The following is a 25,157-nucleotide window of genomic DNA, read 5'->3' on the forward strand; positions in this document are numbered from 1 at the left end:
GTTTTAGTTTAACGTTGTGACTTGAGGAAAACCTACTATGTCCAAAATTGTGAAAGTGATCGGTCGTGAAATCATCGACTCCCGCGGTAACCCGACTGTTGAAGCCGAAGTTCACCTGGAAGGCGGTTTCGTTGGTCTGGCAGCTGCGCCATCAGGTGCTTCTACCGGTTCCCGTGAAGCTCTGGAACTGCGCGATGGCGACAAATCTCGTTTCATGGGTAAAGGCGTACTGAAAGCTGTTGCTGCGGTTAACGGCCCGATCGCTGAAGCTGTGATTGGCAAAGATGCTAAAGACCAGGCTAACATCGATAAGATCATGATCGATCTGGATGGCACCGAGAACAAATCCAAGTTTGGCGCAAACGCCATTCTGGCTGTTTCTCTGGCTGCTGCTAAAGCTGCTGCTGCCTCTAAAGGCCTGCCGCTTTACGCTCACATCGCTGAACTGAACGGCACCCCAGGCAAATTCTCTATGCCTCTGCCAATGATGAACATCATCAACGGCGGCGAGCACGCTGACAACAACGTTGATATCCAGGAGTTCATGATTCAGCCTGTTGGCGCGAAAACCCTGAAAGAAGCGGTACGTATCGGTTCTGAAGTGTTCCACAACCTGGCAAAAGTACTGAAGTCCAAAGGCATGAGTACTGCTGTAGGTGACGAAGGTGGCTACGCGCCTAACCTGGGTTCCAACGCAGAAGCACTGGCTGTTATCGCTGAAGCGGTTAAAGCAGCAGGCTACGAGCTGGGTAAAGATGTTACCCTGGCAATGGACTGTGCAGCGTCTGAGTTCTACAAAGACGGCAAATACGTTCTGGCCGGCGAAGGCAACAAAGCGTTCACCTCTGAAGAGTTCACTCACTTCCTGGAAAACCTGACCAAAGATTACCCAATCGTTTCTATTGAAGACGGTCTGGACGAATCTGACTGGGCTGGTTTCGCATACCAGACCAAAGTGCTGGGCGACAAAATCCAGCTGGTTGGTGACGATCTGTTCGTAACCAACACCAAGATCCTGAAAGAAGGTATCGAAAAAGGCATCGTTAACTCCATCCTGATCAAATTCAACCAGATCGGTTCCCTGACCGAAACTCTGGCTGCGATCAAAATGGCGAAAGACGCTGGCTACACTGCGGTTATCTCTCACCGTTCTGGCGAAACCGAAGATGCAACCATCGCTGACCTGGCTGTGGGCACCGCTGCTGGCCAGATCAAAACCGGTTCTATGAGCCGTTCTGACCGTGTTGCTAAGTACAACCAGCTGATTCGTATCGAAGAAGCTCTGGCTGCACAAGGCACCCCAGCACCGTTCAACGGTCTGAAAGAAGTTAAAGGCCAGTAAGTTCTTACTGCTGCTTTAGACTTTGAAAAACCCGCTTCGGCGGGTTTTTTTTCGTCCATTATTTATTACTTAACCATAGATTGCAGGTCTACGAATGAATACTGTACGTGGTTTTCTGGGCCTGAAGGATCACAGATTTGGCTCTGGAGTAAATGGACGAGAATTGAAAGATAAGTATGATTAAACTGTATGTATATCAATAACAATGAAGGACTAACCTCCGGGGACATAATGAATCAAAAGAGCATTTTTTTATCTTTACTACCGCTGATGCTGTTAGGTATCTCTTCTGCGCATGCGGCGATGATTTCAAGTGACAGTCTGGGGCAAGACCCTGCAAAAGTAGCGCTTTGCAAGTCACGCTCGACGATGGCGAAAGAGAAGTCGGTCCCTTTTGAGATCAATGCAAATTATGCAAAACTCACCCTGCAATCTGAGCCTGGTACCACTTTCGTTGCTATCGATGGAGTCAGTCCGCAACTGATCGTTTGTGCCGTGCGCTCTGGAACCGGGCGGTTTGAACCTGGCGTCTATATGCCACAATCAGACATTTGGCGCCTGGCTAATCTTCCACAAAAGTATGAGCCTGGTATGGGCACGATGCAGGGACGTGATGCTGCAAACAGGGCTTGTCTCAACGCGGCGATGTCGAAATCTAACCGTAGTGATGTTATCAGCACCGGACTTGAACGGTTGGTTGAGATTAGCCCTGACTCACCCGCTTTTGCTCCCGGTAAGGTCATTGCCGGTAAGAAGAGCGAACGCTATGACGTTGTCGTAGAAGGTTCGGCATTTTTCCCGGGGAAAGGGCCAGACAATGACAAACTTAGCTATACCTGCCTGTTGACACCTATGCTGGATGTGAAGGCGGTTAAGATCAAATAATCCAGGGCCGGACACCCGATCGGATTCTGGTGCTCATTGCCCTTTTCCATGAAAGGGAGAGCGGCAACATCAAAGGCCGCATGGTGATTGATTTTAAAATGAAAAAATAATGAAGCAGGCCGGGAATTCCCCGGCCCTTTTTTACAGCGATCGGATCACTTCGCGCAGCAGTCGAACCCGTGGTTCGATACTGTTGAGCTCCAGATATTCGGAAGGGGAATGGAATCCTGCGCCGACAGGGCCAAACCCGTCCAGGGAAGGTACGCCCAGGGCCGCCGTGTGGTTGGCGTCTGAGCCGCCTCCCACCGCCTGCCAGCGAACTTCCACGTCTACAGCCTGACCGGCTTTTTCCACCAGTTTCATCAGCTTTTCCGTTTCAGCGGAAGGTGACATCGCGGGCGTTTGTGCCTGCTGTTCGACGATGGTTAACACATCGGGCTCGAACTGGCGGTGGCGGAACGACTGAACGGCCTCGTTAACCCGCAGATATTCGTCGTTATCATTGAAGCGGAGATCGACAATCATCTCCGCGCGATCCGCCACGATATTCGCCCCAACGCCGCCGGAAATCACGCCGGTGTTCAACGTGGTACCCTTCGTCATATCGGCCAGATCGCTGATTGCCAGCACCGCGTGGGCGAGCGCTTTCACCGCAGAACGGCCTTTTTCCGGATCGTTGCCCGCATGGGCGGCTACGCCTTTAAAAGTCAGGCGGTAACGGGCCATGCCTTTTCTGGCTTTCACCAGAGAGCCGTCGGCTCTAGCCGCCTCGCATACCAGCACGCAGCGGCTGCGTTTTGCTATGCCGCCTATCCATTCGTGTGAATGGGCTGAACCCGTTTCTTCGTCCGGGTTCATGGCCACGGCGATAGCTAACCGCTCAAGATCGGCTTTGTCCAGGCCGCGTAGAGCCCAAAGAATAGATAACAACCCGCTTTTCATGTCTGACACGCCTGGTCCATAGGCGCGGTCGCCTTCAATGTTGAAAGGGCGCTCTGAGACGGTTCCCGGCGGGAAGACGGTATCCATGTGCCCCACCAGCAAAACGTCGTATTGTGCGGCGTCAGGTTTATTAGTGGCGAACAAACCCGGCCCCACTTTGTTCCCCAGGTCGACGCTGTCGCAGTGCCAGTTTTCTGACAGGTACCATTGCTGAAAGATACGGCTGACTTCTTCCACACCCGCAACGGTGGCGGTGCCGCAGTCGATATTCACGACTCTTTTTAACTCTTGAAGATACTGTTTCAGATCCATGGGTTACTCCAGAATAAGCACGCGCATGATCAGCATGGCGCAAAATGCGTTGAGTACGGAAAGGGCTATCATCAGAGGAATGCGTTTCGCCGGAATACCGACCACGCCGAGGATACGCCCGGCGTACTGCACCTGAGAGCCCATCAAATAGATGGCCGGTGCGAGAATCGCCAGGTGTTCGCCGCTGAGGATCCCTCTTTCAAACAGGCTGATAGCGACGCCTACGCCGCCGCCCATCGACATCCAGCCGCCGATAAGCACCGCTGCGGCTTCACCCGGCAGCCCAAAGAGTTTCATGACCGGGCCAAACAACCACGCCATGCCCTGCAGCGCGCCCGTCAGCTCGAGCGCATAAATAATAATGAATGCCATCAACACATTAGGCAGCGTGCTGGTTGTGGCTATGTTCCAGCCTTTGCGCGCGCCGGCAACAAAGACATCGGTGATCATCGGTTTTGCTGCATCAGCCATGTTGCACCTCCGTTTTTGTTTTCCGTTCTGTGACGTTCAGGATCAGGCGCATCATGTTTGCCCCTACGATTTTCATAATGAACATCACGGCGACGCACATGCCGATAGAGCTTGGCACGGCCTGGCTGCCGTCAACGGCGATCAGCGTGAAGAGCACGGCCCCGGAAGAGAAAAAGTTGGTGATCATGGCGCCAGCGGAAAACTGGAACATAGTGAACACGGTTTTTTCTTTTTCAGTAATCTGGCCTTCATCGGCAAGCACGCGGGTGAGTGACGCGCCAACGTCGGTACTCTGCAGGCTGCCGATTAGCGCAAGGCCCGTGGAACCGGGCACGCCCATCAGGGGACGAAGGAGAGGGGTCAGCAGTTTTCTTGCGGCCCGCAGCGCGCCGTAGTGTTCCAGCACGTTAATCATGCCCAGCGCAAACATCACGGCGGGAATCAGGCCGAAAGCGAAGAGAAAACCGTCCATTGCGCCATACCCGCCGTTGCCGCGGAAGGCGCTTTTGGCAACATCCAGTGATTCTCCGGCCGGGTTAACGCCGCTTACCACTTTGCCAAAGGCGCCGTTTAGCGTGGTGAAGTCAAACACCCCGTACCAGTTTTTTCCGCCTAACAGGCCAGAAAAAAAGACCATCGCAAACAGCAGGCTAAACCAGGCGGCGGGCCCAACTCTTTGTTGTCCGGGAACAGAAGAATCATCCATTTATCATTTCCTTATGTGATTTCAGGGGGAAAGCCAGAGGGATGCTAGAATTTAGCAATACGTGCTGTTATGACGGCGATCAACATGAGGAACGAACGTTTAATCACCATAAGAAAGTTGAGAACTGGCACACAGTAACCGTGAGAATAGAGAATGTTTGCGCGACATGGGCATCAGGCATCGCCGTGGTGCAGCCGCTTTCGCATGATCTCCATCGCCAGTTCTGCGATAATTACTTTTTGTGACTATGACTGAGATGATTATGCAGTACCCGATTAACGAGATGTTCCAGACCCTGCAAGGGGAAGGCTATTTTACCGGCGTGCCCGCCATTTTTATTCGCCTGCAGGGTTGCCCGGTAGGCTGCGCCTGGTGCGATACCAAACATACATGGGATAAGCTCGCGGATCGTGAAGTGTCGCTGTTCAGCATCCTGGCCAAAACTAAAGAAAGTGATAAATGGGGCGCGGCAAGCGCCGAAGATCTGTTGGCCGTGATTGGCCGCCAGGGCTATACCGCGCGGCATGTGGTGATTACCGGCGGTGAGCCTTGCATTCATGATCTAACTCCGCTGACAGATTTGCTGGAGAAAAACGGGTTTAGCTGCCAGATAGAAACGAGCGGCACGCATGAAGTGCGCTGCACGGCAAATACCTGGGTGACGGTTTCCCCGAAGGTGAACATGCGCGGCGGGTACGACATTCTCTCCCAGGCGCTGGAGCGCGCGGATGAAATTAAGCACCCGGTTGGGCGTATGCGTGACGTCGAAGCGCTGGACGAACTGCTGGCTACGTTGACGGATGAGAAAAGCCGCATCATCGCGTTGCAGCCTATCAGTCAAAAAGAGGACGCGACGCGTCTGTGCATCGAAACCTGCATCGCGCGCAACTGGCGCCTGTCGATGCAGACGCACAAGTATTTGAATATTGCCTGATGAGCAAAGCCGGGTGTAGCCATCACACCCGGCGTAAACCGCTAGTTAAGCGTTGGACCAGCTTTGAATCGAGTCCGTGTTATCTAACTCCCCGTGCATCACCTGATACGATTTTTTCAGAATAACGTCAGTGTGCTGCGTTAACTCCCTGAAAATTCCTTTGTTTAGCGCCTCATAGCGTTTAGCGTTGCTTTCAACGGGCATAAACACGTCTTTGACCCGCACCATTTTTTCGACGGCGGTTTCATAGCTGGTATACAGCCCAAGCCCGACGGCGGTGTTGATTGCCGCTCCCAGACTTGCGCAGCCGTTGATCGCGTTACGCCTGACCGGCAGGTTAAACACGTCGGCAAAGATCTGCATAAACAGGTCGCTGTTGGAGCCGCCACCAGTGATGATCACATGTTTGGCAAAATGGTCCATCTCATGGCACATATTGTCGTAGTTGTTTTTCAGCGTCAGGGCGATGCTTTCGAGGATCGAGCGGTAAATCCACGCGTAGTCCATGCTGGAATCAAAACCTATCATGATCCCACGCTTAAACGGTTCCCAGGGGTTGGTCAGCCAGTCCAGCACGGTCATTAAGCCGTTACAGCCCGGCGGCACCAGCGCCGCTTTCTTGTTCAATAACCCTTCCGGGGAAAGATTCTGCGCTTTGGCATCCTGAATCAATGACTCGCCCAGCATGTCCCGCAGCCAGCTTACCGTCCACATCCCTTTACGGATGCCGTAGCCTTCATACAACAGCGTTTCAGGCACAGACGACATAATGGGCCAGTAGGCCACGGGGGCTTTTGGCAGCGCTTTGCCGTTCATCATCAGCGCGATATAGGTGCCGAGAGAAATCACAGCGGTTTCATCATCCAGCAGCCCGGCCCCAAGCGCTTCAACCGGCTTATCGCTGGTGGTACAAACGACCGGTAATCCGGCCGGGAAGCCCGTAGCCTTCGCCGCATTTTCGGTAAGATGACCAATGACCGTGCCCGGCATCTGAACATCAAACAGCATGGTGCGCGGAATATTAAATTTCTTCAGCACTTCGCTGTCGTCGCTCCATGACCACGTTTTGTAGTCCACCGGCCACTGGCCAAAATAGTTGGCGATATTATCTTTGAACTCGCCGGTTAAGCGATGGGACAGGTAACCCGAGAATGAAGTCACCCAGGCCACATCAGGATTTGTGTGCTCGTAGGGGCGGGTGACGCGCGCATCCTGCCAGCTGATCAGCGGTGCAGCTGGGGTGCCGTCGGCCTTTAATAAGGCGCGACAGCAGCGTATGGAGCCGAGGCCAATCCCAACTATCGCACTTATGTCTCCTGTGAAGTGGCTCATTAAATCCTGCCCGGCGCGGCACAGCGAGTCCCACAGATCGTCGTCAGGGTGTTCGGCGGTATCCGCGTCCGGCGTGTACATCGGCTGCAGCTGCCCCTTGCCTTCGCAGACGATATTGCCCGCCAGATCGTACATCACGACTTTTGTACTCTGGCTTCCACCATCAATCCCAATGATGTATTGCTTCGACATTACCTTTCTCCTTCAATTTTCCCTCATCACTCGCCCGTTGCGGCCAGCGATGCCAATTTTTCTTGTGCAATGTCGGCGGCGCGAATTTTGCGAATCAGCAAAAAGGCAAACACGATGACCATGCACAGTGCGGCTAATCCCATCAGCCACATGTTGCGGTAGGCTTCTTCTGCGGGCAGGGTGTCCTGCCAGTGGCCGACAAGCGGGTACACGAATACGTCCGGCAAGAAGCCGATGACCGAACAGATACCCACGGTGGTACCCATAATATAGGGCGGCGTTCTCGCTTCGCCGGGGCAGGCCCAGTACAACCCGCGTGAGGCGTAACAGGTGAACCCCAGCAGCAAAATAAGCCCAATGCCCATCGCAACGGACTGAGGATTGGCGTTGGTCGCCAGCAGCGCTATTAGTGCGATTGCGCCAACAATAGAGAGCAACTGCACCACGTGAGTGGGCGATTTAATTCTGCTGTAGGTCGTAATAATGCCGCCCAGCGGGCCGCAAAAGGCGCGGAAGATTTTATTGATCACGATACCCATGTAGCTGGCGGCCACCAGCGACATGCCGTACATCTCGGTCAGATAGTTGGTGGAATAGCTCAGGATGGCATAAATGGTGTAAACCCCGAAGATCACCATACTGCAGTACCAGGTGGTACTTATCCGTAAAACGGACAGAATATCTTTGAGCTGGAAGGCCGGTTTTTTGGCTGCCTGAGCACCTTCTGTGCGGCCGGTAAAGCCGTCGCTGACAAAGAACCAGCACAGCACGCCAAGCGCAATATAAACGCCGCTGTAGATAAGAATAACGGCTTTAAGGCTGTTGGCATCTTCCGGCGCAAAGCGCGAAAACACCCACATGGTGAATACCGCCAGCGCCATCACGCCGACGCCGCGCAGGCCTTCCATCCAGCCCATAATTTTTCCCTGCTCGCTATGATCCCCCAGCAGGGAAGCCGCCTTAATGGAGACCGACCACAGCATCAGAATGGTGGTCACGGCGAAGGCGACCTGAATGACGATCATTACCCACAGCGGCGGATAGAAAGCCATCACAATCCCCAACAGGCCGGTAGCAATCATCGCCAGCGTCATCATTACGCGGTGAGAGAATTTATCAGCAATAATTCCGCTCGGCGCATAAAGGATAATTGCGGTTATTCCGAAAGTACTCATAATTAAGCCTATTTCGGTATTGCTAAACCCCATAAATTTTGCCATAGGGATTTGGTAAATATACCTTAAATAAGCAAGGTCAAAACTTACACCACCACTGATACTTATTATTGCCAGCGTTAGCCAGCGACGAAAATTTGAATCACGCATGGTGTGCTCTCAGTAATCAGGATTGTTAAAGACAAAAAAAAGAGAAAAGTAACCAATCCCCTTTAAAGGGCTGATTACTTTTCTCATGGGCTCTAGTAATTGCGGAGATTATTAACATGCAGCATGGTTTTTTAGTGTGAGAAATATCACGATATTGGTTTTCACGGCGAATAATTTAGCGATAAAACCTTCTTGTTAATGAGTTGTGATGTTGATCACATAACATGCCCCCACCGCTGTGATACTTATTTTAGCCAGTTACTAGAGACGATGAGAAAAGTAACTTCCCTTTCGGGGGGAGCTTGCTTTTCTCATTTTTTTTTGCGTTTAAAAAATTTAAGGAGTTCATCATGTCGCTCAGCGCACTCAACGAATTCTCACTGGACTTCTTCTCGCTCAAGGGGAAGACGGCGATTGTCACCGGCGGTAACAGCGGGCTGGGGCAGGCCTTCGCCATGGCGCTGGCTAAGGCTGGCGCGAATGTGTTTATTCCAACGGTGGTGGAAGAGAAAGGCGAAACGCGCCAACTTATTGAACAGCAAGGCGTAAAAGTGGCGTTTATGACCGTGGATATCACGGAGAAAGGTGCCCCGGCTCAGGTCATCGCCCAGTGCCTGGAAACCTTTGGTTCGGTGGATATTCTGGTCAACAACGCCGGGATCTGTAAGCTCAACAAGGTGCTGGACTTCGGCCGCGCCGACTGGGACCCGATGATTAACATCAACCTGACCGCAGCGTTCGAATTAAGTCACGAGGCGGCCAAAGTGATGATCCCGCAAAAGCACGGAAAAATTATTAATATCTGTTCGCTATTTTCTTATCTTGGCGGCCAATGGTCTCCGGCTTATTCCGCCACAAAACACGCGCTGGCCGGTTTAACGAAAGCGTATTGCGATGAATTAGGCCAATATAATATTCAGGTGAACGGTATTGCGCCTGGTTATTATGCCACCGATATTACGACCGAAACACGTAAAAACCCGGAAACCAACAAGCGCGTACTGGATCATATTCCAGCCAACCGCTGGGGTGAAACGCAGGATCTTATGGGGGCAATGGTTTATTTATCCAGCCGTGCTTCAGATTATGTTAATGGCCATTTGTTAGTCGTTGATGGTGGTTATTTAGTCAGGTAGTTCTCGCAGGGTGGTTCCTGCCTTCTCTTATTTATATTTGTATTCCCTTATTTGTCAGGAAGGAGTTGTCATGTCTTTATCTCGCGAAGCAATTGTGGATCAACTAAAAGAAATCGTTGGCCCGCAGCAGGTTATTACCGATGAAAAAGTATTACAGAAAAACAGTATCGACCGGTTCAGAAAATATGCGGATATTCATGGCGTGTACACTCAGCCGCTGCCGGCCGCGGTAGTGAAACTGCAGAACACTGAGCAAGTCTCCAGCGTACTGGCGTTTCTGAACAGCAACCACATCACCTGTATCCCGAGAACCGGTGCTTCCGCAACGGAAGGCGGCCTGGAAGCGGTGGTGAAAAACTCCGTGGTGCTGGATGGCTCCGGGCTGAACAAGATTGTCGATATCGACATTGAAAACATGCAGGCCACCGCCCAGTGCGGCGTGCCGCTGGAAGTGCTGGAAGATGCCCTGCGTGCAAAAGGCTACACCACCGGCCACTCGCCGCAGTCCAAACCGCTGGCACAAATGGGCGGCCTTGTGGCAACCCGCAGCATCGGCCAGTTCTCAACCCTGTACGGGGCGATTGAGGACATGGTAGTTGGTCTGGAAGCCGTGTTCCCGGACGGCAGCATCACGCGCATTAAAAACGTGCCGCGCCGTGCCGCTGGCCCGGACATTCGCCACGTGATCATCGGCAACGAAGGGGCGCTCTGCTACATCACGGAAGTAACGGTAAAAATCTTCAAGTACATGCCGGAAAACAACCTGTTCTACGGCTATATCCTCGACAACATGAAGACCGGGTTCAACATCCTGCGTGAAGTGATGGTGGAAGGCTACCGTCCGTCGATTGCCCGCCTGTATGACGCCGAAGATGGCACCCAGCACTTCACCCATTTTGCCGACGGCAAATGCGTGCTGATCTTTATGGCAGAAGGCTCTAAGCGCCTGGCCGAAGCGACCGGCGCGGGCATCGAAGAAATTGTTGCCCGCCACCCGGAATGCAAGAAAGTGGACAGCAAGCTCATCGAAACCTGGTTCAACAACCTGAACTGGGGGCCAGATAAAGTGGCCGCCGAACGTGTGCAGATCCTGAAAACCGGCAACATGGGCTTTACCACGGAAGTTTCTGGCAGCTGGAGCTGCATTAATGAGATTTACCACAATGTGATCGAGCGCATTCGCAACGAGTTCCCACATGCGGGTGATATCACTATGCTGGGCGGCCACTCTTCCCACAGCTACATCAACGGCACCAACATGTACTTCGTGTACGACTACAACGTGGTGGGCTGCAAGCCGGAAGAGGAGATCGACAAGTACCACAACCCGCTGAACAAAATCATCGTGGAAGAGACGATTCGCCTCGGCGGCTCGATGGTGCACCACCACGGGATCGGCAAGCACCGCGTGCACTGGTCCAGGCTGGAGCACGGCACCGCCTGGCCAATCATGCAGGGCCTGAAAGATCAGTACGATCCGAACGGCATCATGAACACCGGCACGATTTGGCCGATTGAAAAATAATCGTACATAACCGCACGGGTCGGCTCTCAGGAGCCGACCTCTTCATTTACGGATCGACAAAGGAATCAGTATGCACGCCGAACCGGTTCGTATGGATGACCTGCCGCTTAATCGCTTTCATTTACGCATTGCCGGGCTGACCTTCGGCGCTCACCTGACGGACGGCTACGTGCTCGGCGTAATTGGCTTTGCGCTGGTGATGATTGCGCCGCAAATGAGCCTGACGCCGCTTCAGGAAGGATTAGTGGGCGGCTCGGCGCTGTTTGGGCTGTTTCTGGGCAGCCTGGTGCTGGGCTGGGTCTCCGATCATATTGGTCGTCAGAAAATCTTTAACTTCAGCTTCGTGCTCATCACGCTGGCCTCCTTTTTACAATTTTTCGTTAGTAACGTAGAGCAGTTGATTCTGCTGCGGGTGCTGATTGGCATCGGGCTGGGCGGCGACTACTCCGTGGGCCACACCATGTTGGCCGAATTTGCCCCGAGCAAACATCGTGGCGTGCTGCTCGGCGCTTTTAGCGTGGTCTGGACGCTGGGTTATGTGCTGGCGAGCCTCATTGGGCATCAGCTAGTGGAGAGCGGGCCGGAAGCCTGGCGCTGGCTGCTGGCGTCGGCCGCGTTGCCTGCGTTGTTAATCACTTTCTTGCGCTGGGGCACCCCGGAATCTCCTCGTTGGCTGCTTCGCCAGGGGCGGGTGTCCGAAGCGCATCAGATTGTGCGCCGCTGCTTCGGCGAACATGTTGTTATTAGCGATGAGATTGCGGTGCCAACTTCCCGTCATCTCCGCACGTTGTTTTCCGGGCAATACTGGCGGCGTACCGCGTTTAATAGCCTGTTCTTTGTTTGCCTGGTGATCCCGTGGTTTGCGATTTATACCTGGCTGCCGTCCATTACCGGGCTGCTGGGTATGCAGGATGGCCTGACCGCCAGCCTGTTGCTGAATGTGGTGCTGGTGGTGGGCGCGAGCGCGGGCCTTGTTTTGACCCACCGCTGCTCAAGACGCGGCTTCCTGATAGGCGGTTTTCTGGTGCTGTTCTTCAGCCTTACCGCACTGGCGCTGGTGCCCGAACAACACGGTACCATTATCCTGCTGCTGTTCTTTGTTTTTACGCTGACCATTTCGGCGGTCAGCAACCTGGTCGGCGTTCTCCCCGCTGAGAGTTTCCCGACGGATATTCGCTCGCTGGGTGTAGGGTTTGCGACGTCGATGAGCCGCCTGGGTTCGGCAATTAGCACCGGACTGCTGCCGGTGGCGCTGGTCTCCTTCGGGGTGCAAAACACCATGCTGTTGCTGAGCGCGGTTCTGATGCTGGGCCTGCTGGTTTCCGTCTTCTGGGCGCCGGAAACGCGCAACATGAGCCTTGTGGCCGCGTCCGGGAATAAAGAGCAGCCGCCGGGAGTGAATCATGAACATTCTGTTAGCCTTTAAGGCCGAGCCAGACCTCGCCATGCTGGCGGAAAAAGACTGGCTGGCCGCCGGGCAGGGCAGCCTGGACACCTCGATAACGCGCCCTTGTCTGGGAGAAGATGAGGCTGCTGCCGCGGAGATACTGCTGCGTCAGGCTGAAGGCTCAAACCTTACCGCCTTAAGCATTGGTCACGAGCGGGCTGACAGCTTTCTTCGCCAGTTCAAAGCGCTGGGGTTCCTGCGAGCCGTTCGGCTGCAGCCGGATGACGAGCTGACTTTTTCTCCCGCCTCAGTGGCTGCCTTGCTGGCCGCATGGCAGCAGCAAAATTCTCAATCTCTGGTGGTCATGGGCTCACGCAGCGCCGAAGGTAACAGCGGCCAGACGGGGTTTTACCTCGCCGAACAGCTGGGCTGGCCGTGTTTCACTCAGGTCTATGATTTCACGCTTGACGCTGAACGGCAGCAGCTTTGCCTGAAACAGCGGCACGGCGCAGGAAAACGCAGCCTGACCGTGCGGCTGCCTGCGGTGCTGATGATTGAAAGCCGCGGCGATTACTGCCTGAGAACGCCTGGCCTGCGACAAAAGCTGGCGGTGAAAGCTTCGGACGTTGAGGTCTTGCCTGTGAAAGTCCCTGGTCATGAGGAGGCATTCTCTCCTCTGGTCGGGCTGGATCACCCTCAGCGGCAGCGCGGCGGCTTAATCATTCAGGGTAGCGATGTGCGCGAAAAGGTCCGCAGCCTTTACCGCGACTGGCTAGGTAAAAGGATGAAATCATGAAAATTGCCCTGGTTCTGCCTGAAGCGAGGCAAGCGTCGGCGCTCAATGAGATAGGGCATTTCATTGCGTGCAGTGAAATGGCACCAGAACATTTCGAAGCCTGGCTGCTGCCGGAGAGTGAATTCAGCGAGCCGCTGCTGGAAGGGTTGTATACCCATTTCGTGCCTGCCCCAGTAGACATGCTGTTATTCCCTTCTGGCTGGCAGGGCGCAGAGCTTGCCACCCGGCTGGCGCACCGGCTGCAAGGAGAGGCGTGGAGCGCGATTAACGACGCGGATTTTGCCCGGCAGGTGGTGCGCAAAAACGCCTATGGCGGCGCACTGGTGGCTGAGCTTCAACTGCACAATAAGCCCTGGTGCCTGAGCGTAGCCGCCGCGCCGGGAGCCAAAACCTGGCAGCCGGAGATCGAGTATGTACATATTCCCGCGGCAGCACAGAAGCCCGCCTGGCTGGTTGAATCCGGGGCAATTGCCGATGAAGCTGAATCCGGCCTGGCCGATGCCAGGCTTGTGCTGGCGGTGGGACGGGGCGTTGGCAGCCCTCAAGCCATGGCGCAGGTCGAGGAGATTGCCTGCGGGCTGGGCATGGAAACCGGCGCCAGCCGCGAAGCGGTGATGCACGCCTGGTGCAGCATGGACAAACTGCTGGGGATGTCCGGTACCCAGGTTGCCGCTGACGTTTGTATTGCGGCAGGCGTCTCCGGCGCACCGGCCTTTATCAGCGGCATTGCCCACAGCCGGTTCATTGTTGCCATCAACAACGATCCGCAGGCAGCGATTTTCCGCCACGCCGATGTGGGGATCGTCGATGGCCTGCTGCCGGTACTAACCGAGCTGCAAACCTGTGTCAGGGAAGATATTTAGCCAACTGCCAGACGCCGGTATTGGTGGTGGAGATAGCCAACGCCCCGGCGCTGAGTGCGTTGTTGGCATCCTCCGCGTCGCACACCAGGCCACCGGCAATCACCGGCAGGTCGATTTTTTCTGTGACCCATTTCATCACTTTCGGCATACATCCCGGCAGGATCTCGATGCAGTCCGGGTTCGACTGGGCCACCTGTTTATCGATGTTGTGGTAAGAGATGGAATCGACGATAAACAGCCGGTGAATGGCAAAGAACCCCTGCGCCCTGGCCGCTTTCACCATTGGCGCTTTGGTGCTGATCACGCCGTCGGCCTGGGTCACCAGTTTCAGAAAGTTAATCACAATCTCTTTATTCGATGTCCCTTCCAGTAAATCGACGTGCACCAGCGCGTATTTATTCGCCTTCTTAATTTGCTGCACGATGCCGGTAATGGTGCAGATATTGCCGTACAGCACGGAAATTACCTGGCAGTCGGATTCCAGCGCCAGCTGCAGGCTCTGGTTATCTTTTACCGCTGCAATCAGCGGGTGTTGCTTGAGTAGGGATATCAGGGACACAGCTTGGACTCCATTAACCAAAGCGTAATTGGATGCCGCAGCCTGCGGGCGGGTAGCGCCAGCGGCTGAGGGTTTGTTCGGTGCACAGCAGGCGGCAGGTGCCGCACTCCAGGCAGCCGGGGGTATCAATGTGCAGGCTGCCGTCTTCTTTCTGTCGGTATAGCCCGGCGGGGCAGGCTCGTACCAGCAGAGTAAGCTGTTCGATATCGGGATTATCTGCGGGGACAATATGTGGTTTCTCCGCAGGTTGCCAGGCGTTCCTGGCCAGTTTCTCATGCAGGTTCACAGGCTGCGCCCTCCGCGAAAAATGTCTTTAACCAGTCTGGAAATACCCGTTTTGCGGGCATGTTTCCACAGCAGGCTGCTGAGTCGTGGCGGCGGTGAATACTGGGGATCAAAGATATCACGCTGCAGCTCAGCCAGCAGGTGCGGATAGTCCTGAAACAGCCCCGGCGTTTGTAAAAAATCAGGCATTTTGCGATAGCGCTCCAGCACCGCCCACAGCGAAGTGCACGCCAACTGGTGGCGGTACGCGTGATGAAGATCGACACTGACATTTTCTTGTAGCGCTTGAATCAGCGTTTGCGCCGCCGCTTTTGCCGAAAGCGCCGCCAAATCCATGCCGCGCACGGTAAAACCGGTATTGATGCAGAAACGGGCGCTGTCGCCCACCAGCAAATAGCCGGGGCCGGCCAGGCGCTCGGGAAGCCCGTTCAGGCCACATTCAGGAATCAGATGCGCGCCGTATTCCACCAGCTCGGCACGGCGCAAAAGCGGGCGCAGCGTCGGGTGCTGCTTGAAGTTTTCCAGCAGATCGGGAAGCGAAGCAGAGGCAGCCCGAATTGAAGAGAGCGGGCAGACAATGCCGACAGACAGCGTATCGAGATTGGTGTAGAGGAACCCGCCCGCAGGCTGTTCGCCGCAGATGCCGCCGGTGAACAGCCAGGCGGCACCGGCGTTACCTTCAAGCGAGAAGCGGTTCTCGAGATCTTCTTTCGGCAGCGCCAGCACTTCTTTCACGCCCACGGCAACGCTGTGCTCGGGTAACTTGTGCAACAGCTTGTGCTGTTCCGCCAGCAGGGTATTGGCCCCTTCGGCGATAACCACGGCTTTGGCGCTCAGCACTTCGCCTTCGATCACCACGCCGCTCACCGCGCCGCTTTCAACATGCAGGCTATCGACCTGAGTCGCCGTCAGGCACTGCGCGCCCGCTTGTTCAGCCTGCTGGAACAGCCACGGATCCAGCCGGGCACGCAGCACGCTGTATGACGCTGCCGAAGGGTGCTGGAAACTCAACGTCGTGGACGTTTCTGCCGTCAGCGCGGAGAGTTTTTCATGGGTGATACAGCGTTCGAGTGGGGCGGCGCGACAAAAATCAGGAAAGAGGGCATCAAACGCGGCGGTGTAAAGCCTGCCGCCCGACAGGTTTTTGCCTCCCGGCTGAGTTGCCCGCTCAACAAGCAGAACATTTAGCCCGGCGCGCGCGCACTCTACCGCGCAGCAGGAGCCTGCGATCCCCGCGCCAACGACGATAATATCGAAATCTGTAGTGGCCATCCCGTGCACCTTTTAGTTGCGACGGCGCAGCTTACCAAAGTGGGATGAAAATTAGCTTGATGGGGGGCGCAGAGAGGAAAAGTCCGGAGTGATTTCCGGACTTTTTTTAGCTTATTCGCCGCGGTAGACGCAGCCTGCGGTGCAGGTTTCTTTGATCATCACCGCGCTCAGCAGCGGCACAACAGGTTTCATCTGATCCCAAATCCATTTCGCCAGCACTTCGCTGGTGGGGTTTTCAAGCCCTGGGATATCGTTCAGATAATAGTGATCGAGGCGATCGTAGGTTGGCTTAAACGCGGCTTTCAGCTCGGAGAAGTCCATGATCCAACCGGTATAAGGATCTACCTCGCCGGTGATTTCCAGGCGCACCATAAAGGAGTGGCCATGCAGGCGACCGCATTTGTGACCTTCCGGGACGTGCGGCAGGTGGTGGGCGGCTTCAAAGGTAAAATCTTTAAACAGGGTGGTGGACATCATTCGACTCTCTGGAATTCAAAAAACCGCCGCATGATAGCGGAATGGACTATTTTTCGCATTAACTAAACGGCGCATTGCCCTGCAGCATGGTGTAAATAGCGGTGAATGCGCTGAAATCTTATATTCATCAGGTAGTTAGTTAATCACTTTTAACACTATGATTTACCTGAAAAAACGATTAGTCGTTTTAGTTATTTATTATTTCCATCCCTTCTTTAATTGTTGATAACCTGCTGGTTAACCTTGACTCATTACAGTCTGTAAGCCCTTTTTTGCCCTTTGCTACTGGAAGCTAAATACTTATGACTTCTCAGGTTCCACCGAGCGCTTTGCTGCCGTTAACGCCGGACCAGCTGGCACGCCTTCAGGCGGCGACCACTGATTTTTCAACCACTCAGCTGGCCTGGTTATCCGGTTATTTCTGGGGAATGATTAACCAGCAGCCTGGTACTGTTGCGGCGGCTCCGGCCCCTGCGGCAGAAGTCCCGGTGATTACGCTGATTTCCGCGTCGCAGACCGGCAACGCACGCCGCGTGAGTGAGCAGCTGCGGGACGACCTGCTGGCGGCGAAGCTGAACGTCAATCTGGTGAACGCGGGCGACTATAAATTCAAACAAATTGCCCAGGAAAAACTGCTGATTGTCGTCAGTTCCACGCAAGGGGAAGGGGAGCCGCCTGAAGAGGCCGTGGCCCTGCACAAATTCCTGTTCTCGAAAAAAGCACCGAAGTTGAACGGCACCGCGTTTGCCGTCTTTGGCCTCGGTGACAGCTCTTATGAATTCTTCTGCCAGTCCGGTAAAGACTTTGACAGCAAACTGGCTGAATTAGGCGGCGAGCGCCTGTTGGATCGCGTTGATACCGACGTAGAGTACCAGCCTGCGGCCCAGGCATGGCGCAGCAAAATCGTTGAACTGCTGAAATCCCGCGTCCCGGCCGAAACCCCGGCTCAGGCTGCCGCGACGGCCACGGGCGTGAGCAACGAAATCTTCACCAGCCCTTACAGCAAAGAATCACCGTTGACCGCCACGCTTGCGGTGAACCAGAAAATTACCGGCCGTGACTCCGATAAAGACGTGCGCCACATCGAAATCGATCTTGGCGACTCTGGCCTGCGCTATCAGCCGGGCGATGCGCTTGGCGTCTGGTATCAGAACGATCCGGCGCTGGTGAAAGAGCTGACGGATCTGCTATGGCTGAAAGGCGATGAAAGCGTCACCGTCGATGGCAAAACGCTGCCGTTAAGCGAAGCGCTGCAGTGGCACTTCGAGCTGACGGTCAACACCGGCAATATCGTTGAAAACTACGCCCAACTGACCCGCAACACGGCGCTGCTGGAGCTGGTGGGCGATAAAGCCAAATTACAGCATTACGCGCAGACCACGCCGATTGTGGACATGGCGCGCTTCGCCCCGGCAGAGTTGACGGCTGAACAGCTGACTGGCCTGCTGCGTCCGCTCACGCCGCGCCTTTATTCTATTGCCTCTTCGCAGGCGGAAGCTGAAACCGAAGTCCACATTACCGTGGGCGCGGTGCGCTATGACATCGAAGGCCGTGCCCGCAGCGGTGGCGCTTCAGGTTTCCTGGCCGACCGCCTTGAGGAAGACGGCGAAGTGCGCGTGTTCATTGAACATAACGATAACTTCCGCTTACCGGCCAACCCTGAAACCCCGGTCATTATGATTGGCCCGGGCACCGGCATCGCCCCGTTCCGCGCCTTTATTCAGCAGCGCGACAGCGACGGCGCTGGCGGCAAGAACTGGTTGTTCTTTGGCAACCCGCACTTTACCGAAGATTTCCTGTACCAGGTTGAATGGCAGCGCTACGTCAAAGACGGCCTGCTGACGAACATCGATTTAGCCTGGTCCCGCGACCAGCAGCATAAAATATACGTACAAGACAAACTGCGCGAGAAAGGCGCGGAACTGTGGCGCTGGATTCAGGAAGGTGCCCACATTTACGTCTGCGGCGACGCCAACCGTATGGCGAAGGACGTTGAGCAGGCGTTACTGGAAGTGGTTGCCGTCCACGGTGGCATGGACACCGAAGCGGCAGATGAATTTTTAAGTGAGCTGCGCGTTGAGCGCCGTTATCAGCGAGATGTCTACTAATGAGCGAAAAACACCCTGGCCCTCTGGTGGTCGAAGGCAAACTGGTCGACGCCGAACGCCTGAAGCGCGACAGCGATTTTCTGCGCGGCACCATTAAAGAAGATCTGCAGGATGGCCTGACCGGCGGTTTCAACGGCGACAATTTCCTGCTGATCCGCTTTCACGGCATGTATCAGCAGGACGATCGCGATATTCGCGCCGAACGCGCTGAGCAGAAGCTGGAGCCGCGTCACGCGATGATGCTCCGCTGTCGCCTGCCGGGGGGAATTATCACCACCCAGCAGTGGCAGGCTATTGATAAGTTTGCCGAAGATAAGACTATCTACGGCAGCATTCGCCTGACCAACCGCCAGACGTTCCAGTTCCACGGCATTCTGAAGAAGAACGTCAAGCCCGCGCATGAAATGCTGCACGAGGTGGGCCTGGACGCGCTGGCGACGGCCAACGACGTGAACCGTAACGTGCTGTGTACCTCTAACCCGGTGGAGTCTGAGCTGCATCAGGAAGCCTACGAATGGGCGAAAAAGCTCTCTGAGCACCTGCTGCCGCGCACCCGCGCCTACGCCGAGATTTGGTGGGACAAAGAAAAAGTCGCCACCACCGACGAAGAACCGATTCTGGGGCCGACCTATCTGCCGCGTAAGTTTAAAACTACGGTAGTAATCCCGCCGCAGAACGACGTGGATCTGCACGCCAACGACATGAACTTCATTGCGATTGCGGAAAACGGCAAGCTGGTTGGCTTCAACCTGCTGGTCGGCGGTGGCTTGTCCATCGAGCACGGGAATAAAAATACCTATGCCCGCACGGCAAGCGAATTCGGCTACATTCCGCTGGAGCATACTCTGGCGGTAGCGGAAGCGGTGGTGACGACCCAGCGCGACTGGGGAAACCGCACTGACCGTAAAAACGCTAAAACTAAATATACCCTTGAGCGCGTTGGCGTTGACGTGTTTAAGGCGGAAGTTGAGCGCCGCGCTGGCATCAAGTTTGAGCCAACCCGTGCTTACGAATTTACCGGCCGCGGCGATCGTATTGGCTGGGTGAAGGGCATTGATGACAAATGGCACCTGACGCTGTTTATCGAAAATGGCCGCATCCTGGACTACCCTGGGCGACCGTTGAAAACTGGCCTGCTGGAGATCGCTAAGATCCACAAAGGTGATTTCCGCCTGACGGCAAACCAGAACCTGATCGTCGCCGGCGTGCCGGAAAGCGAAAAGGCTAAAATTGAGAAGCTGGCAACCGAGTCTGGCTTGATGAATGCGGTTACGCCGCAGCGTGAGAACTCGATGGCCTGCGTGGCGTTCCCGACCTGCCCGCTGGCGATGGCGGAAGCCGAACGCTTCCTGCCGGAGTTTGTCACCAAAGTTGAGCAGGTGATGGATAAACACAAAGTGCCGGATGAGCACATTGTGATGCGTGTTACCGGCTGCCCGAACGGCTGTGGCCGCGCGATGCTGGCCGAAATTGGTCTCGTGGGGAAAGCGCCAGGGCGCTATAACCTGCATATCGGTGGGAACCGTATCGGGACGCGTATTCCGCGCATGTACCGCGAAAACATCACTGAGCCGGAGATCCTCAGCTTGATTGATGAGCTGGTGGGCCGCTGGGCGAAAGAACGTGAGACCGACGAAGGCTTTGGTGATTTCACCGTGCGTGCAGGCATTATTCGCCCGGTGCTCGATCCGGCCAGGGATTTGTGGGACTAGTTTTTCCCCTCACCCTAACCCTCTCCCCAAAGGGGAGAGGGGATTAGGATACCAGGAATACCGAATCTGACTTTCCCTTCTCCCTGCCAGAAGAAGGCTGAGATAAGGGAATAATTCGCTTTCCTCCTCTCCCTGCCAGAAGAAGATTGGGATGAAAGAATACTTCGGTTTCCCCCTCTCCCTGCCAGAAGAAGATTGGGATGAAAGAATACTTCGGTTTCCCCCTCTCCCTTCCAGGGAGAGGGCCGGGGTGAGGGTCATTGATTACTAAGTGAGGCACGTATGTCCGTACTTGATTTAAACGAACTGAACGCCCTTCCTAAAGTCGAACGCGTCATGGCGCTCGCCGAAGTCAACGCTCAGCTGGAAAAACTTAGCGCGCAGCAGCGCGTGACCTGGGCGCTGGAAAATCTGCCGGGGGAATTTGTGCTCTCGTCCAGCTTCGGCATTCAGGCCGCTGTGTGTCTGCATCTGGTCACCCAGCAGCGCCCCGATATCCCGGTGATTCTGACCGATACCGGCTATCTGTTCCCTGAAACCTACCAGTTTATCGATGAGCTCGCCGACAAGCTGAAGCTGAACCTGCAGGTGTTTCGTGCGACCGAAAGTCCAGCCTGGCAGGAAGCGCGTTACGGTAAGCTGTGGGAGCAGGGCGTGGAGGGGATTGAGCGCTACAACGACATCAACAAAGTTGAGCCGATGAACCGTGCCCTAAAAACGCTGGAGGCGCAAACCTGGTTTGCTGGCCTGCGTCGTGAACAGTCCGGCAGCCGCGCTAATTTGCCGGTGCTGGCGGTACAGCGTGAAGTCTTTAAAATTTTGCCGATCATCGACTGGGATAACCGTACGGTTTACCAGTACCTGACCGAGCACGGACTGAAATACCATCCGCTCTGGGATCAGGGCTATTTGTCCGTCGGTGATACCCACACTACCCGTAAATGGGAGCCGGGAATGGCAGAAGAAGAGACTCGCTTCTTTGGTCTGAAACGCGAGTGTGGTTTGCACGAATAAATTTCTTTTATCATTTCTTTTAAAACGTGGGACAAGTGCCCACGTTTTCTTTTCTGCTGTCCTGTCTCTAAAAAAACAACTCATCACGTTTACTCCCCAAAATGGGCTATTCATCACAAAGAAATGTGCGATCGGATATTGACCATTTTTTCTTTAAGCGGATAATTTCATCAAAACCTGAAAACGTTTTCAGTTTTTGATGAAAAACCAAAAATAATAATTGATCGAGTAGGTGAAAAAAGACCGTAGGGTGTGCGGTTTTATTTTCAGGGAAGAACTTAGCTAAAGGGAATGAATGATGTTCGTTTTACCTCTTCGTATAAAAAAGAATGGCATAAAAGGCATCCTGCTTCTGTCAGGTCTGATTTCAGTGATGCCGGTGCCCTCTGCGATGGCGGCAGGATTTGTCGATGACAGCCTGGTCACCGGAGCGCTTTATTACTGGCAGCGGCACCGTGAACGCAAAGATATGAATCCTGGCAGCCCGCACTACGGGCAATACCAGACCAATCTGCATCATGGTACTGCCACGGCGCGCCTGGACTACAGCTCTGGATTTTATGACGATACTGTCGGGGTTGATTTAGGGGCATTTGCCACCGTCGATTTATTTGAAGGCAGCGCTGCGCATCCCAACGAAATAAGTTTTAGCGGCGGTAAATCCATGTGGCGAGACCGGGGAACCGGAGAGGCAAACGCAGCGGATCTTTATCTGGCCGCGCTCAAGTTCCAAAAGGAAAATTACTGGCTCAGGGCCGGTTATATTCAACCCGTTGGACAGAGTTTATTAGGCACTCAATGGGGATTCTTACCCGGAACTTACCAGGGGGCGGAAATTGGCGCCGCTTACGATTTAGGGGAATACGGCACGTTTTCACTTTCTTATTTCTGGGCCAATAAATATAAAGCGCCGTGGTATCGCGAAATGTATGACTTTAAGGAAATAGACAAGAAAACGAAAATTCCTTATTTGCACTCGCTGGGTGGTAAGTTTGATTTTAAAAATGGTGTGATTTGGGAGCTTGCCTTTGGACAATCCCAGGGCTACCTGGATAAGTATTTTACCAAACTAGGCTGGCGGTTCGGTGAGGCGGACAACGAGCTAAGAACCAGCTGGCAGTTCTACGGTTCGCATGATGCGACGGGGCGCCATGACGTCTACGACGAGTTTGCCTGGCAGCAGGGCCTGACGGCTGAATATCAGCGCGGACGGTGGCAGTTCCGGTTAGAGGGGAGCCTGGTCCATGCCCCGGGCAAGCAGGGATATTATACCGTCAGCGCAACGCCCATTTACCCAAACTCGGCGGGGCGCATCGATATGTGGTGGGATGCCCGCTCTGACTACAACGCCGATGGCGAAAAGGCCGTGTTTTTCGGCACGATGGTCGATTTAGGCGACGTAATTTATCCGGGCATCAGCGCCGGGGCATCTCTGGCCTGGGGCTGGGATGGCAAACCGGCCCGGGGAGGAGACTGGTCGGCCAGGCAGCGTCTGACAGAAAGCGCCTGGAACCTGGATCTCGTCTGGCAAGTCCAGCAGGGCTGGGCCAAAGATGTGATGTTTAAGCTGCATTACACCCGCTACAACAACCATTCCGACAATCCTGACTGGGGCGGCGGCTACGCCAACGTTTTCCAGGATGAAAAGGATATCAAATTCATGATGATTGCTCCTTTCTCAATTCTCTAACGCGACCCACGCTAAGGAAAAATAATGTTGATTCGACAGGCAGGCCTCGGGCTGGCGCTTTCGTGCTGCGCGCTTTTCGTCCATGCACAAACGCACGTTTTAATTAACCAGGTTGGCTACGACCTCAATGGACCAAAATCCGCCGTTATTCAATTGAGCGATGGCGCGAAAGTTAATGCCGGGGACAAATTTGAGCTGCTGGACAGCGAAAGTAACAAAGTGGTGTACAGCGGTGAACTCGTCGGGCAGGGAAGCGTCCCGAGCTGGGAGAATCGTACTTTTTATCAGGCGGATTTTAGCGGCTGGCATAAAGCCGGGCGTTATGTGGTTAAGGTGGTCAGCAGCGACGGTGATGTGCGTTCGGGGCCGTTTATCATCAATAAAGATTTACTTGAACGCTATACGCTCTCCGATGTGATTGCCTATTTCAAAAGCCAGCGCGTAACGGGGCTTTTTGACAAAGCGGATCGCAAGCTGCCGAAACCGTGGGGCGAGAAAGGTACGGTGGATGTTCACGGAGGCTGGTATGACGCAACCGGTGACTATGGCGTTCACCTTTCCCATCAGAATTTAACCTCCTGGTTTAATCCTCAACAGGCGCCTTTGGTGGCATGGAGCCTGCTGCAAAGCTACCAGCGTCTCGGGGCGCGTAACGACGTCAATTTCTCCGAGTATCGTCGACGTATGCTGGATGAGGGGCTTTATGGGGCAGATTTTCTGGTGCGCATGAAGCAGCCAGGGGAATCTTTCCTGCAGGCAATATCATCGCCGGGTAAAGATAAACTGGCGCAGGATCGCGTGGTAGCGAATCCTAACTGGCGCACGCAAATCAAAGAAAAAGAGTCTGATTCGACCATTGTTGAAGAGTCGGCGGTTGGGCGGCTGGCTTACCAGGCTAGCTTCCGTTCAGGCGCCGGGATGTCGATTGCTGCACTGGCGCTCGCCAGCACCCAGGATGAGGACGGGCAGTTTACGCGCGCCCGATACCTGCAGACTGCAGAAGAGGCTTTTGCCTTCCTGGAGAAAAATAATCTGAAGATGGTGAACGACGGCAAAGAGAATATCGTCGATGACTATAACGTCCTGCTGGCCGCCGCTGAATTGTACAAAGCGACCGAGAAATCGCATTACCTTGAGGTGGCTTCCCTGCGGGCAAAAAGCCTGATGGATCGTCAAATTTCAGAAGGCCAATGGAAGCATTACTGGCGTGCAGATGACGCCAGTCGGCCTTATTTCCATCCTTCAGATGCTGGCTTACCGGTTATCGCTTTGCTGGAGTATCACGCCGTTGCCCCTGAGAATCAGCGGGCGGCAATCCTCTCCACGGTAAAACAGGCGCTCGACTTTGAACTGACAACCACCGCCGATGTGAATAACCCGTTTGGCTATGCTCGCCAGCTGATTCAGCTGAAAGATGGGAGCAGGCGCACCAGCTTCTTCTTCCCGCATGATACGGAAGCTGCACCGTGGTGGCAGGGGGAGAACGCCCGCATAGCCTCGCTTGCTGCCGCGGCGCGTCAGGCGATGCCGCTGTTTGCCAATGATACTGGTTTTAGCCAACGGCTCAACGCCTATGCCTGGAACCAGCTGGACTGGATCCTCGGCAGAAACCCGTTTGATGTCAGCATGCTGACCGGCAGCGGTTACCGCCACATTAGCTATATGTTCTTTAATTCCTGGCGCTATACGACCTTGCCTGGCGGTATTGTGAACGGTATTACCGCCGATCCGCAGCAGAACGTGGACGGGATCGCGTTTGACCAGGGTTATGCCGTCACCGGGAAAGATGACGACTGGCGCTGGGCCGAGGGCTGGCTGCCTCATTCAGCGTGGTACCTGTACGCCGTGAGCCTGCCGGTACAGCAGTAATAAATGGCGTGGAGCGGCGCTTT

Annotated in this window: 22 protein-coding genes; 13 read left to right on the forward strand and 9 right to left on the reverse strand. The window is 54.7% G+C overall.

Going from position 1 to position 25,157, the window contains the following annotated elements; genetic code table 11:
• The first annotated feature begins 37 nt into the window (after positions 1-37).
• The gene (eno, locus tag F3J28_RS21475) at positions 38-1,342 is read left to right on the forward strand and encodes a phosphopyruvate hydratase (protein ID WP_166879618.1); all 1,305 of its coding nucleotides are present in this window, start codon (positions 38-40) and stop codon (positions 1,340-1,342) included.
• Between the two features lie 231 nt (positions 1,343-1,573).
• Positions 1,574-2,227 (forward strand): hypothetical protein, encoded by a 654-nt coding sequence (locus tag F3J28_RS21480; RefSeq protein WP_166879620.1) that lies wholly within the window; start codon positions 1,574-1,576, stop codon positions 2,225-2,227.
• A gap of 141 nt (positions 2,228-2,368) precedes the next feature.
• Here the strand turns inward: F3J28_RS21480 and F3J28_RS21485 are convergent, their stop codons facing one another.
• The 3 genes from F3J28_RS21485 to F3J28_RS21495 are packed head-to-tail and all read right to left on the reverse strand — an operon-like array spanning position 2,369 to position 4,658.
• Entirely contained in the window at positions 2,369-3,481 is a 1,113-nt protein-coding gene (locus F3J28_RS21485) for a M20 family metallopeptidase (RefSeq protein WP_166879623.1), read from the reverse strand.
• A gap of 3 nt (positions 3,482-3,484) precedes the next feature.
• Positions 3,485-3,952 (reverse strand): YjiG family protein, encoded by a 468-nt coding sequence (locus tag F3J28_RS21490; protein WP_166879627.1) that lies wholly within the window; start codon positions 3,950-3,952, stop codon positions 3,485-3,487.
• A complete protein-coding gene (locus tag F3J28_RS21495; RefSeq protein ID WP_166879630.1) occupies positions 3,945-4,658 on the reverse strand; it encodes a nucleoside recognition domain-containing protein in 714 nt (237 codons plus the stop codon). The genes F3J28_RS21490 and F3J28_RS21495 overlap by 8 nt, the downstream gene beginning before the upstream one ends.
• Before the next feature lie 262 nt (positions 4,659-4,920).
• Between F3J28_RS21495 and queE the strand changes: the two genes are divergently transcribed.
• Positions 4,921-5,592, forward strand: coding sequence for a 7-carboxy-7-deazaguanine synthase QueE (gene queE, locus F3J28_RS21500; RefSeq protein WP_166879631.1), 672 nt, complete (start codon positions 4,921-4,923; stop codon positions 5,590-5,592).
• 45 nt (positions 5,593-5,637) lie between these two features.
• Here queE and F3J28_RS21505 read toward each other — a convergent pair whose 3' ends face one another.
• Positions 5,638-7,116: an FGGY-family carbohydrate kinase gene (locus F3J28_RS21505; protein ID WP_166879634.1), complete on the reverse strand. Its 1,479-nt coding sequence runs from the start codon at positions 7,114-7,116 to the stop codon at positions 5,638-5,640.
• 26 nt (positions 7,117-7,142) lie between these two features.
• Positions 7,143-8,441 (reverse strand): MFS transporter, encoded by a 1,299-nt coding sequence (locus F3J28_RS21510; RefSeq protein ID WP_166879637.1) that lies wholly within the window; start codon positions 8,439-8,441, stop codon positions 7,143-7,145.
• Positions 8,442-8,791: 350 nt separating this feature from the next.
• On the opposite strand from F3J28_RS21510, the gene F3J28_RS21515 reads away from it, so the two are divergent.
• The 5 genes from F3J28_RS21515 to F3J28_RS21535 all read left to right on the forward strand — a co-directional run bounded on the left by F3J28_RS21515 (position 8,792) and on the right by F3J28_RS21535 (position 14,148).
• Entirely contained in the window at positions 8,792-9,577 is a 786-nt protein-coding gene (locus tag F3J28_RS21515; RefSeq protein WP_008458368.1) for an SDR family oxidoreductase, read from the forward strand.
• A gap of 70 nt (positions 9,578-9,647) precedes the next feature.
• Positions 9,648-11,102, forward strand: coding sequence for an FAD-binding oxidoreductase (locus F3J28_RS21520; RefSeq protein WP_166879639.1), 1,455 nt, complete (start codon positions 9,648-9,650; stop codon positions 11,100-11,102).
• A 70-nt stretch (positions 11,103-11,172) separates the two neighbouring features.
• Positions 11,173-12,528 (forward strand): MFS transporter, encoded by a 1,356-nt coding sequence (locus F3J28_RS21525; RefSeq protein WP_205247281.1) that lies wholly within the window; start codon positions 11,173-11,175, stop codon positions 12,526-12,528.
• Positions 12,506-13,285, forward strand: a complete 780-nt coding sequence (locus tag F3J28_RS21530) for an electron transfer flavoprotein subunit beta/FixA family protein (protein ID WP_166879641.1) — start codon at positions 12,506-12,508, stop codon at positions 13,283-13,285. Before F3J28_RS21525 ends, F3J28_RS21530 begins: the two co-directional genes overlap by 23 nt.
• Positions 13,282-14,148 (forward strand): electron transfer flavoprotein subunit alpha/FixB family protein, encoded by an 867-nt coding sequence (locus F3J28_RS21535; RefSeq protein WP_166879644.1) that lies wholly within the window; start codon positions 13,282-13,284, stop codon positions 14,146-14,148. Before F3J28_RS21530 ends, F3J28_RS21535 begins: the two co-directional genes overlap by 4 nt.
• Here F3J28_RS21535 and F3J28_RS21540 read toward each other — a convergent pair.
• From F3J28_RS21540 to queD, 4 genes are all read right to left on the reverse strand, one after another.
• Positions 14,132-14,707: a glycerol-3-phosphate responsive antiterminator gene (locus F3J28_RS21540; RefSeq protein WP_166879647.1), complete on the reverse strand. Its 576-nt coding sequence runs from the start codon at positions 14,705-14,707 to the stop codon at positions 14,132-14,134. The two genes, F3J28_RS21535 and F3J28_RS21540, sit on opposite strands and share 17 nt — an antisense overlap.
• Positions 14,708-14,720: 13 nt before the next feature.
• The gene (locus F3J28_RS21545) at positions 14,721-14,993 is read right to left on the reverse strand and encodes a ferredoxin family protein (protein WP_166879649.1); all 273 of its coding nucleotides are present in this window, start codon (positions 14,991-14,993) and stop codon (positions 14,721-14,723) included.
• A complete protein-coding gene (locus tag F3J28_RS21550; protein WP_166879652.1) occupies positions 14,990-16,264 on the reverse strand; it encodes an FAD-dependent oxidoreductase in 1,275 nt (424 codons plus the stop codon). The genes F3J28_RS21545 and F3J28_RS21550 overlap by 4 nt, the downstream gene beginning before the upstream one ends.
• A gap of 111 nt (positions 16,265-16,375) precedes the next feature.
• The gene (gene queD / locus F3J28_RS21555; protein ID WP_166879654.1) at positions 16,376-16,741 is read right to left on the reverse strand and encodes a 6-carboxytetrahydropterin synthase QueD; all 366 of its coding nucleotides are present in this window, start codon (positions 16,739-16,741) and stop codon (positions 16,376-16,378) included.
• Between the two features lie 302 nt (positions 16,742-17,043).
• On the opposite strand from queD, the gene cysJ reads away from it, so the two are divergent.
• The 5 genes from cysJ to F3J28_RS21580 all read left to right on the forward strand — a co-directional run bounded on the left by cysJ (position 17,044) and on the right by F3J28_RS21580 (position 25,134).
• The gene (gene cysJ / locus F3J28_RS21560) at positions 17,044-18,849 is read left to right on the forward strand and encodes an NADPH-dependent assimilatory sulfite reductase flavoprotein subunit (protein ID WP_166879657.1); all 1,806 of its coding nucleotides are present in this window, start codon (positions 17,044-17,046) and stop codon (positions 18,847-18,849) included.
• Positions 18,849-20,561, forward strand: coding sequence for an assimilatory sulfite reductase (NADPH) hemoprotein subunit (gene cysI, locus F3J28_RS21565; RefSeq protein ID WP_166879659.1), 1,713 nt, complete (start codon positions 18,849-18,851; stop codon positions 20,559-20,561). Before cysJ ends, cysI begins: the two co-directional genes overlap by 1 nt.
• A 282-nt stretch (positions 20,562-20,843) precedes the next feature.
• Positions 20,844-21,575: a phosphoadenosine phosphosulfate reductase gene (cysH, locus tag F3J28_RS21570; RefSeq protein WP_166879663.1), complete on the forward strand. Its 732-nt coding sequence runs from the start codon at positions 20,844-20,846 to the stop codon at positions 21,573-21,575.
• Positions 21,576-21,948: 373 nt separating this feature from the next.
• Positions 21,949-23,265 carry an OprD family porin gene (locus F3J28_RS21575; RefSeq protein WP_286178427.1) on the forward strand — a complete coding sequence of 439 codons (1,317 nt, stop codon included), beginning with the start codon at positions 21,949-21,951 and terminating at the stop codon, positions 23,263-23,265.
• 24 nt (positions 23,266-23,289) lie between these two features.
• Complete coding sequence (locus tag F3J28_RS21580; protein WP_166879664.1) at positions 23,290-25,134, forward strand: glycoside hydrolase family 9 protein; 1,845 nt, start codon at positions 23,290-23,292, stop codon at positions 25,132-25,134.
• Positions 25,135-25,157: the final 23 nt, after the last annotated feature.

The organism is Enterobacter sp. Ap-1006, from assembly GCF_011752835.1.
In the GTDB taxonomy this organism is placed as follows: Bacteria; Pseudomonadota; Gammaproteobacteria; order Enterobacterales; family Enterobacteriaceae; genus Cedecea.